The following is a 10444-nucleotide window of genomic DNA, read 5'->3' on the forward strand; positions in this document are numbered from 1 at the left end:
GACGTCCTCGTGGCGCCAAACGCGCAGGTCGCGGCGAGCGCCGCTACCGTGCGGCGGCGTGTACGCGATCAGCATCCGCGAGTCCGGTGGTCCCGAGGTCCTCGAGTGGGTCGAGCACCCCGACCCGGAGCCGGGGCCGGGCGAGGTCGTCGTCGACGTGGTCGCCACCGCGGTCAACCGCGCCGACGTCATGCAGCGCCAGGGCATGTACCCGCCGCCGCCCGGGGCGTCGGAGGTCCCGGGCCTCGAGTGCTCGGGGCGGATCGCGGCGCTGGGGCCCGACGTCTCCGGCTGGTCCGTCGGCGACGAGGTCTGCGCGCTGCTCGCCGGCGGTGGCTACGCCGAGAAGGTCGTCGTGCCCGCGCCCCAGCTCCTGCCGGTGCCCGGCGGGGTCTCGCTGGTCGACGCGGGCGGGCTGCCCGAGGTCGCGTGCACGGTGTGGTCGAACCTCGCGATGACCGGACACCTGCGCGAGGGCGAGACGCTGCTCGTGCACGGCGGGTCCGGGGGCATCGGGACCCATGCGATCCAGGTCGGCAAGGCCATGGGTGCCCGCGTGCTCGCGACGGCGGGCTCACCCGAGCGCCTGCAGACCTGCCTCGACCTCGGCGCCGACGCGGCCATCGACTACCACGACGACCTCCCCACCGAGGTCGCCAGCGCCACCGACGACCGCGGCGTCGACGTCATCCTCGACAACATGGGCGGCTCGACGCTCAAGGCGAACCTCGCGTCGCTGGCCACCGGAGGTCGGCTGGTGATCATCGGGCTGATGGGCGGGCCGAAGACCGAGATCAACCTCGCCACGCTGCTGACCCGGCGCCTCAGCGTCGGCGCCACCAACCTCCGCGGCCGTCCCGTCGACGGCCCCGACGGCAAGGGGCCGATCGTCGCCGCGGTGCGTGACGACCTGTGGCCCCTCGTCGCCCGGGGCGACGTCCGCCCGGTGATCCACGAGTACCTCCCCGCCGCCGAGGCGTCCCGGGCGCACGCGGCGCTCGACGAGGGCGGGGTCGTCGGGAAGCTCGTGCTGGTGGTGCGCGACGAGGACGGGGTGCTGGGCGGCTAGGCGTCATACGAGGTGATCAGCAGGCGGAAAGGCACCCGTACGGGCATGTTCGAGGTGGCTTTCCGCCTGGTGATCTCCGGCGAGGCGTGCGGGCGGCCGACTCGGGAGATCAGGAGAGCGTGGTGCACCCCGGACCGTCCGCCGAGGTGCACCACGCGCCCGTGATCTCCGACGTCACCCCGGTCCTCATCGCGCGCCGAAGACGGCGGAGAGCGTTGCCGCGCGTGCGGCTCCTCGGCGTGTCGCGCGATCGAGCGGGTGGCGATCCTGACGTCCAACGTCAGCGTGGCCGCCACGCTGGCACACCCCGTGCGCCGTTCAGCCCACGAACCCCGCTAGAGGCGAGAGAGGGCGGTGACGAGCGTGTCGATCTCGTTGCGGGTGGTGTAGTGCGCCAGGCCCACGCGGACGACGCCGCCGACCTCGGCGCCGCCGAGGACCTCGAGCGCCCCGGCGTCGCCGGTGTCGGTGACCACGCACACCCCGTGCTCGGCGACGCGCTCGGCGACCTCGCGGGCGGTGCGGCCGGCGACCGTGAACGCCACGACCGGGATGCGTCGGGGCGGCTCGCCGATGATCATGACGCCGGGCAGGAAGCGCAGCTCCGAGACGAGGTAGGCCGTGAGCTCGTCCTGGTGGGCACGCACCGAGCTCATCGAGGTCAGCACCCGCTCGCGCCGGGGGCCGTCGGCGTTGTCGTCGAGGTCGGCCAGGTAGTCGATCGACGCGACGAGGCCTGCGAGCAGCGCGTAGGGGGCGTCGCCGACCTCGAGGCGCTCGGGTCCCTTCGCGGAGGCGTCGAGCGAGGCCGCGGGCAGGCGGTCGAGCAGCTCCGGGCTGCGGAACACCAGCGCGCCGACCGGCGGGCCGCCCCACGCCGACGCCGAGAGCACCATCACGTCGGCGCCCATGGTGTCGAGGTCGAGCGGCAGGAACGGGGCCGCGGCGCTGGCGTCGACGACGATGAGCGGCTCGACGCCGGGGCCGTGGTGGGGCAGCCCGTGGACCTTGCGCGCGATGGCCGCGACCTCGGTGCGGGTGCCGATCGCCGGGCACGCCGCGGTGACGGTGACGGCCCGCGTGCGCTCGCCGAGGATCTCGTCGAACTGCCAGCTCGGCAGCTCGCAGGTCTCGACGTCGATCTCGGCGGTGCGCACCTGCGCGCCCGCCCGCTGGGCCGCCCGCTCCCACGGCGCCACGTTGGAGTTGTCGTCGAGCCGGGAGACGACGACCTCGTCGCCGAGCGCCCAGTCGGCGCTCAGGGCGTCGGCGAGCCGTTCGATCAGCTGGGCGGGGCCGGGGCCCAGGACGACGCCCTTGGGGTCGGCGCCGACGAGGTCGGCGACGGCGCGGCGGGCGGCCTCGACGATCGCGCCGCCACGCTGCGAGGCCGGGAACACCCCGCCCGGCCGGGACACGGGCGCGCGCAGCGCCGAGGACACCGCGGTGGCCACCTGCTCGGGCACCTGCATGCCCGTCGGGCCGTCGAGATGCGCCCATCCGTCACCCAGGGCGGGCACCAGGCCCCTGACCCGAGCGACGTCGAACGCCATGCTCGCGAGGGTACGGAGCGACACGCCGGGCAGCGACGGGCGGTCAGCCCAGATGACGGCTGCGGGCGGTGGACGGGCGCCGGGCGGGCGCCCGGCGGGCGACGAGCGCCGCCGGGTGGAGGATGGGCGGTATGAGCGAGACGCCCAGCCCCGGTGACCAGGTCATGATCGTCGGACCCGACGGGGCGCCGGTCGGCACCGTCCGGGTCCCCGGCGAGACGAACGGGGCCGCCCCGGCCGATGGAACCGGCGACGACGAGCGCGGCGACGACCTCTCCACGGGCGTCGAGGAGCCGGCGAAGGTCATGCGCATCGGCATGATGATCAAGCAGCTGCTCGAGGAGGTCCGCGGCACCGACCTCGACGACGCCAGCCGCGGCCGGCTGCGGGAGATCCACGCCTCGTCCCTGCGCGAGCTCGAGTCGGCGCTCTCGCCCGAGCTGCGCGAGGAGCTCGCCCGGCTCGTCGAGCCGTTCGCCGCCGAGGAGCCCCCGTCGGCGGGGGAGCTGCGGATCGCCCAGGCCCAGCTCGTCGGCTGGCTCGAGGGACTCTTCCACGGCATCCAGACCGCGCTCGTCGCCCAGCAGATGGCCGCGAAGGTCCAGCTCGAGCAGATGCGCCGCGGCCTGCCGGCGGGCTCCCAGGGCGCCGCGGGCACGGGCCAGACCACCGGCCAGTACCTCTGAGCCGGGAACCCCGACCCCGCGCCGGACCGGTCGGTGGGCCCGCGAGCCGGTCCGCGGGAACCGACCCCCCGCGCAGGTAGGCTCACCGCTCGTGGCCGTCCCAGCACTCGCGCGCCAGGACGCCGACGACCCGGCGCCCGTCGAGAACGCGCCCTCACCGCGCAGCTGGGGGCGCGCGTTCGCCGACATCCGGGCCGGGATCGCGCAGCGCGAGCTCTGGGGCCACCTCGGCTGGCAGGACATCAAGCAGCGCTACCGCCGCTCGGTGATCGGCCCACTGTGGATCACCATCAGCATGGCCGTGACGGCCGCGGCGCTCGGCGGCCTGTACTCGCAGCTGTTCGGCCAGCCCATCGGCACGTTCATGCCGTACGTGACCGTCGGCTTCATGATCTGGTACTTCATCAGCGCCTGCGTGCTGGAGGGGACCGAGACCTTCATCGCCAACGAGGGGCTCATCCGCTTCCTTCCGGCGCCGCTGATGATCTACGTCTTCCGCACGGTGTGGCGCCAGATCCTCTTCTTCGCCCACAACGTCGTCGTCTACGTCATCGTGCTGGCGATCTTCTTCCAGCAGCTGGACGAGCCGTACACGATGGTCCGGAACAACCCGCACGCGATCACCCACCCCGGCCTGAGCTGGTGGGCGCTGATGGCGATCCCGGCGTTCGTGCTGATCGTCGTCAACGGCCTGTGGGTGACGCTGCTGTTCGGCATCATCTCGGCGCGCTTCCGCGACATCCCGCCGGTGGTCGGCAGCTTCATGCAGCTGTTCTTCACGATGACGCCGATCATCTGGACCACCGACCTGCTGGCCGGCCCGGACGACGGCAGCCCGCGCGCGATCATCGCGGTGCTCGCGAAGCTGAACCCCTTCTACCACTTCATCGAGATCTTCCGGGCCCCGCTCGTGGGCCAGGTGCAGAGCTGGACGCACTGGGCGGTCGCGGGCGGGATCACGATCATCGGGTGGACACTCGCCCTGATCGCCCTGCGCAACTACCGCTCGCGCGTCGCGTACTGGGTGTGAGCACAATGGCCAAGAGCATCTGATGGTGAGTATCGAGGTCCGCGGGGCCAGCGTCGAGTTCCCGATCTTCGACGCGAAGAACAGGTCGCTCAAGAAGTCGGTCCTGGGCCGCGCCGGGGGCCGGATCAGCGAGCAGAAGGTCCCCGTCGTGGAGGCCCTGCGCGACGTCGACCTCTCGCTCGGCCAGGGCGACCGGGTCGGGCTCGTCGGGCACAACGGCGCGGGGAAGTCGACGCTGCTGCGCCTGCTCGCCGGCATTTACGAGCCCACGCGGGGGCGCGCGAGCATCAAGGGGCGCGTGGCCCCGGTGTTCGACCTCGCCGTCGGCATGGACCCGGAGATCTCGGGTTACGAGAACATCCTCATCCGCGGCCTGTTCCTCGGCATGAACCGCCGCGAGATGGAGCGCCGGGTCGACGAGATCGCGGAGTTCACCGAGCTCGGCGACTACCTGAACATGCCGCTGCGCACGTACTCGACGGGCATGCGGGTGCGGCTCGCGCTCGGCGTCGTCACCTCCATCGACCCCGAGATCCTCATCCTCGACGAGGGCATCGGCGCCGTCGACGCCGCGTTCCTCGAGAAGGCGCGCGATCGCCTGCGCGACCTCGTCGGGCGCTCCGGGATGCTCGTGTTCGCCTCGCACTCCGACGAGTTCCTCGTCGAGCTCTGCGACACGGCGATCTGGATGGACGGCGGCGTCATCCGCGAGCAGGGCCCGCTGCGCGACGTCGTCAGCCACTACAAGGGCCGCGACGTGTTCGAGAACCTCAGCACCGAGACCCTCGAGCGCCTCGAGCGGCAGGCGTCGACGGGGTGAGCCAGCAGGACATGAGCACCGACGCCGAGACCGTCACCGCGATCGTCGTGACCCGTCGCCGCGCCGAGCTGCTCGTCGACGGCCTGGCCGTGATCGCCAAGCAGACCCGCAGGCCGGACCACCTGATCGTCGTCGACAACGGCCCCGACGACGACACCCGCGCGGTCGTCGAGGGCTGCGGGCTGCCCGTCACCTACCTGCCGTCGCACCACAACCTCGGCGGCGCCGGGGGCTACGCCCTCGGCATGCTCACCGCGCTCGCCCGCGGCACCGACTGGCTCTGGCTCGCCGACGACGACGGGCGGCCCGTCGACGAGCACGTCCTGGAGACGCTGCTCGACGTCGCGCGACGCCGCGGCCTCGCCGAGGTGTCGCCGGTGATCGCGGACATCGACGACCCGGACCGCCTCGCGTTCCCGCTGCGCCAGAACCTGCACTGGATGCACCGCCGCAGCGAGCTCGCGGCCTACGGGGACGACGAGCTCCTGCCCGGGATCGCGCACCTGTTCAACGGGGCCCTGTTCCGGGCGGGCACCCTCGACGTCATCGGCGTCCCGGACCTGCGGCTGTTCGTGCGCGGCGACGAGGTCGAGGTGCACCGGCGTCTCTCGCGGTCCGGCCTGCCCTACGGCATCTGCCTCACCACCGCCTACCTGCACCCCGACGGGTCCGCGGAGTTCAAGCCGATGATGGGCGGGCGCCTGCACGCCCAGGACCCGGGCGACGACACCAAGCGCTACTACACCTACCGCAACCGTGGTTACCTGCTCGCCCAGCCGGGTCTGCGGCGGTTCGGGGCGATCGAGCACCTGCGGTTCGCGTGGTACTTCCTCGTGTCGCGGCGCGACCCCGCCGCACTGCGCGAGTGGCTGGCGCTCGTGCGCCTCGGACGGCGCGAGCGCTTCCTGCGACGGTGACACCCGATCCGGGTCCACCTCACGAGGCCCTCCGACGTGCCGACTAGCCTCGCAGCGTGCTGACCTCGGAACAGGCCGTCAGCCCGGGCCACCCGGGCGCGGACGTCTCCGAGACCCCGGACGGGGCACGCCCGACCCGCGGTCCGCGGTGGCTGCGGCTGCTCGCGGTCGGGCTCGGCCTGCTCGGGACGGGGCTCGCGCTGCTGTTCCCGTTCCTGCCCGTCGTGCAGGACACCGCCACGATCACGTGGCCCAGCGCGTCCACCGGCACCCGGCCGGTGGACGCCCCGTTGGTGGCCTACCGGCCCGAGACCATGAGCGTCACCGTGCCGTGCCGGGCCGTCCAGGACCTCGACGCGCGCACCCCCGGCACCGCGACCGTGCTGTCCACCTATCCGCCGCTGTCCGACCCGGGCGCCCAGGTCGGCATGCGCCTGACCGTGGAGAACGGCCAGCTCGTCCTCAACGACCGCGGCCAGCAGATGGCGAACGCCGCGGTGCCGCCGGGCGACTGCACCGTGCGGATCGTCTCCGACGCCGGCTCCACGCTCGTCGACCTCGGCATCGGGCAGGAGATCCGGCTGCCGTTCGACGCCCGCCCGCAGGTCGTCGGCATCTACTCCGACCTCGACGACGGGCAGGACGACGTCGCGGGCGTGTCGGTGTCGATCACGTCGGACACGCGGTTCGAGACGTCGCCGACGACGTTGAAGGTGCTCGCCGGCGTCCTCGCCGTGCTCGCCGTCGCCGGGGGCGTGTGGGCGCTGCACGCCCTCGACGTGCGCGCCGGACGCCGCGCCCCGCGGCTGGCGCCGAAGCGCTGGTGGTGGCCCACCGGGCGCGACCTCGTGGTCACCGCCGTGCTCGCGGTCTGGGCGGTGATCGGCAGCCAGACCTCCGACGACGGCTACATCCTCGGCATCGCCCGCGCCCGGGAGTCGGCGGGCTACATCGGCAACTACTACCGGTGGTTCAACGTCCCCGAGGCGCCGTTCGGCTGGTTCTACGAGCTCTACGCGCAGTGGATCCGCATCGACGACTCGGTGCTGTGGCTGCGCGTGCCCTCGCTGGCCATGGGGATCGTGTCCTGGATCCTCATCAGCCGCGAGATGCTCCCGCGCCTGGGCCAGCAGGTCCGCCGGTCGAAGGCGGCCGCGTGGGCCGCGGCGATGGTGTTCCTCGCGTTCTGGCTGCCCTACAACAACGGCCTGCGCCCCGAGCCGGTCGTCGTCATCTCGGCGCTGCTCGCGTTCTGCGCGGTCGAGCGCGGGGTGGCGACGCGACGGCTCGCGCCCGTCGCGCTCGGGCTGCTCGCCGCCGCGTTCGCGGTCGCCGCGACGCCCACCGGCTTCATCGCCGTCGCCCCGTTCCTCGCCGCGGCGCGCCCGCTGTGGAAGCTCGTCATGGAGCGGGTCCGTTTCGGCGGCTGGCTGCCCGTCCTCGCGCCGGTGACGGCCGCCGGCCTGCTGGTGCTCGTCGCGATCTACGCCGACCAGACGTGGGCCGCCGTGTGGGAGGCGACCCGCCTGCGCACGCTGCTCGGGCCGAACTGGAGCTGGTTCCAGGAGGTCGTGCGCTACCAGTCGCTGTTCGGCACGGCGGCCGATGGCTCGCTCGCGCGCCGCTTCCCGGTGCTGCTGCTGATGCTCGGCATCGGGGTCTGCATCGTCGTGCTCCTGCGCCGCGACAAGATCGCCGGCGCTGCGCTCGGGCCGTCGCAGCGCCTGATCGGCTCGTCGGTGATCGCGTTCGCGGTGCTGGCGCTGACGCCGACCAAGTGGACGCACCACTTCGGCGCCTTCGCCGCGCTCGGCGCCGGCATGGCGGCGCTGACGGCGTTGGCGACCTCGGCGGACGTCCTGCGCTCGAGACGCAACCGCCTGCTGTTCCTCGCGGCCCTGTTCGGCGTGCTCGCGCTGGCGTTCACCGGCCCCAACACCTGGTGGTACACCAACAACTGGGGCGTGCCGTTCAACTCCGGGGCGCCGTTCTGGGTCGGCTGGCCGTTCGAGCCGCTCGTCAGCGAGCCGTGGCCGGTCTACTCGCTGTGCCTGGGCGTCTCGGTGATCCTGCTGATCATCGCGGGCGTCGAGCACATCCGCGGTGTCCCGCGTCCCGAGCCGCCCGCCGACCCGCCGGAGCCCTCCGCCGCGTCCGCCGCCGTCGGGGCCGTGCTCGCCCCGCCGCGCCAGGCGCTCGGCAAGCTCCGGCGCACCCGCGGGGGGTCGACGGTCGAGCGGCGGGCCCGCGCGCTGCGGGTCGGCTCGGCGCCGATCGCGCTGGTCTGCGCGGGGCTGCTCGTGTTCGAGATGGTCTCGATGACCGACGGGATCGAGGCCCAGGAAGGCAGCTTCTCCCTCGGCGGCGACGTCCTCGAGCACCCCTTCGGCGGCTCCTGCGGCCTCGCCGACGCGGTGCGCGTCGAGGGCTCGACCCGGGCCGGCGTCCTGCCCGTGGCGCCGGCGCCGACCGGGTTCGCGCCGTCGGCACCCGGGGTGCTGCCGACCGTCGCGTCCGCGACCCCGAGCGCGTCGGCCGGCACGACGGACGGCGGGACGGGTGCCTCCACCGGCGGCGACGGCGACGCGACCGACGGCGGCGGGACGACGACCACGACGCCGCCGACCACCTCCACCACGCCCGGCGCCCCGTCCGCGGGCGGCCAGACCCCTGCCCCGCTGCCGGCCAACACCATCCCGGCGTCGGCCCCCGACGCGCAGCTCGTCGAACCGCAGCCGTTCAACAGCGGCTTCTCCCGCGCCGGCGCCAGCCCGCCGGTCGGCGGCGGCACCGGGGTCTCGGGCTTCGAGTACTCGCTGCGCAACGGCCTCGCCGACCAGGCTCTCGGGTCCTACGACGCGAACGGCACGGGCACCGCGGTCCTCCGCACCGACTGGTACTCGCTCAACGACGACCTCCGCGACGGCACGACACCGCTGGTCATCACCGCCGCCGGGCGCCTCAACGGCGGCAACTTCCTCACGCTGCAGTACGCCGACCGCCTGCCCGACGGCCGGCTGCAGGTCCTCGGGCAGCAGCCGGTCGACGACGGACGCTTCGGCGAGCCGGGATGGCGCGAGATCCGGCTCAACCTCGCCGGCGGCCCGATCGCCCAGGCCGACGAGGTGCGCCTGATCGCCCAGGACCGCGCCCTCGGCCCCGACGGATGGCTCGCGATCGCGCCCATGCGCGGCCCGCAGCTCGTGCCGCTGACCGAGATCCTCGGCCCCGAGAACCCCGGCTACCTCGAGTGGCCCGTCCAGTTCGCCAGCCCGTGCCTGCGGCCGTTCGACGTGCGCGACGGCATCGCCGAAGTGGCGCGCTACCGCCTCATCGGCGACGCGAGCCAGCTGCGCCCCGGCGGCGTGAACTGGTCGTCGGCCAACGCCGGCGGGCCGCTGGGGTGGATCGAGATCCTCGAGCGCCGCACCGAGCTGCCGACCTACCTCGAGGGCCAGCCCTGGCGCGACTGGGGCATCGTCGAGCGCCTCGACCCCTACGTCCCGGACGCCGCCAAGCCCGAGGTGACGCGCGGACAGCGCACGGTGTGGGGCACGTTCACCCCGGGGCCGATCGGCGACCCCCCGCCCGGGACGCCGTCGCCCTCGCGCTGATCGGCTGCTGCTGGTTGCAGCGAACGCGCTGTTCGCTGCTTCTATGCGCGCAAAGTCCCCGTTCGCACCGCGGGCCGTCAGGGCTGGGCGGCGCTGACCCCGAGAGGCACGTCCGGCACCCCGAACGCTCCGTCGATCATGCGCAACGTGCCGGTCGCGAGGCAGTGATGCCGCGGTCCCCGCCGCGAACGGGGACTTCCGACGCATAGAAGCAGCGAACAGCACGTTCGCTGCAACACACGCGGTCAGTCGCGGAAGATCACCGTGCGCATGACGATGAAATTGATCGTCGTCGCGCAGGCCTGGGCGATGAACCACGACAGGAAGCCGGCGAGGAGGCCGGGGTTCACCGACGGCGCGCCCATGACGTGCAGCACGAGGGCCGCGACGCCGACGTTCACCGCGAACGTCGAGCCGTAGAGCAGCACGAAGCCCAGGAACCTGCCGGCCCCGCCCGAGGAGGAGGCGAAGGTGAAGCGCCGGTTGAGCAGGTAGGCCGTCGTGGTGCCGAGGATGAAGGACACCGCCTTGGCCAGCGGCGCCCAGACGCCCAGCGCGAGCAGCCCGGCGTAGACGCCGAGGTCGACGCCCGCGGCGACGGCGCCGATCGCGACGAAGCGCACGATCTGGGCCTTGAGCCCCAGCGGCGCGGGTCGCCCGTCCGTGTCGGACCCGGTCACGGTCATCCCCTGAGCGTACGAGCACCCACCGGGTGACCTCGTCGGGGTCCGCCGGCGGGCCGTCGATATCGTCGA

9 protein-coding genes are annotated in these 10444 nt (G+C 73.5%); 6 read left to right on the plus strand and 3 right to left on the minus strand.

Annotated features, from left to right (window positions below; translation table 11 throughout):
* Positions 1–58: 58 nt before the first annotated feature.
* Positions 59–1069: an NAD(P)H-quinone oxidoreductase gene (locus WCD41_RS08975; RefSeq protein WP_337713054.1), complete on the plus strand. Its 1011-nt coding sequence runs from the start codon at positions 59–61 to the stop codon at positions 1067–1069.
* On the opposite strand, the gene WCD41_RS08980 is transcribed toward WCD41_RS08975, so the two are convergent.
* Positions 1066–1365: a hypothetical protein gene (locus tag WCD41_RS08980; RefSeq protein WP_337713055.1), complete on the minus strand. Its 300-nt coding sequence runs from the start codon at positions 1363–1365 to the stop codon at positions 1066–1068. The two genes, WCD41_RS08975 and WCD41_RS08980, sit on opposite strands and share 4 nt — an antisense overlap.
* 39 nt (positions 1366–1404) lie before the next feature.
* Complete coding sequence (locus tag WCD41_RS08985; RefSeq protein ID WP_337713056.1) at positions 1405–2622, minus strand: cysteine desulfurase-like protein; 1218 nt, start codon at positions 2620–2622, stop codon at positions 1405–1407.
* A gap of 131 nt (positions 2623–2753) precedes the next feature.
* On the opposite strand from WCD41_RS08985, the gene WCD41_RS08990 reads away from it, so the two are divergent.
* The 5 genes from WCD41_RS08990 to WCD41_RS09010 all read left to right on the plus strand — a co-directional run bounded on the left by WCD41_RS08990 (position 2754) and on the right by WCD41_RS09010 (position 9689).
* Positions 2754–3308, plus strand: coding sequence for a bacterial proteasome activator family protein (locus WCD41_RS08990; RefSeq protein WP_373695089.1), 555 nt, complete (start codon positions 2754–2756; stop codon positions 3306–3308).
* A gap of 91 nt (positions 3309–3399) precedes the next feature.
* A complete protein-coding gene (wzm, locus tag WCD41_RS08995) occupies positions 3400–4338 on the plus strand; it encodes a galactan export ABC transporter permease subunit Wzm/RfbD (protein WP_337713058.1) in 939 nt (312 codons plus the stop codon).
* 22 nt (positions 4339–4360) lie between these two features.
* Positions 4361–5158, plus strand: coding sequence for a galactan export ABC transporter ATP-binding subunit Wzt/RfbE (wzt, locus tag WCD41_RS09000; protein WP_337713059.1), 798 nt, complete (start codon positions 4361–4363; stop codon positions 5156–5158).
* An 11-nt stretch (positions 5159–5169) separates the two neighbouring features.
* Positions 5170–6075, plus strand: coding sequence for a galactofuranosyltransferase GlfT1 (gene glfT1, locus WCD41_RS09005; protein ID WP_337713347.1), 906 nt, complete (start codon positions 5170–5172; stop codon positions 6073–6075).
* A 56-nt stretch (positions 6076–6131) separates the two neighbouring features.
* Complete coding sequence (locus WCD41_RS09010; protein ID WP_337713060.1) at positions 6132–9689, plus strand: arabinosyltransferase domain-containing protein; 3558 nt, start codon at positions 6132–6134, stop codon at positions 9687–9689.
* A gap of 245 nt (positions 9690–9934) precedes the next feature.
* Here WCD41_RS09010 and WCD41_RS09015 read toward each other — a convergent pair whose 3' ends face one another.
* Positions 9935–10375: a GtrA family protein gene (locus WCD41_RS09015; RefSeq protein WP_337713061.1), complete on the minus strand. Its 441-nt coding sequence runs from the start codon at positions 10373–10375 to the stop codon at positions 9935–9937.
* Positions 10376–10444: the final 69 nt, after the last annotated feature.

Source organism: Actinomycetospora aeridis (assembly GCF_037400275.1).
GTDB classification, from domain to species: Bacteria; Actinomycetota; Actinomycetes; order Mycobacteriales; family Pseudonocardiaceae; genus Actinomycetospora; species Actinomycetospora aeridis.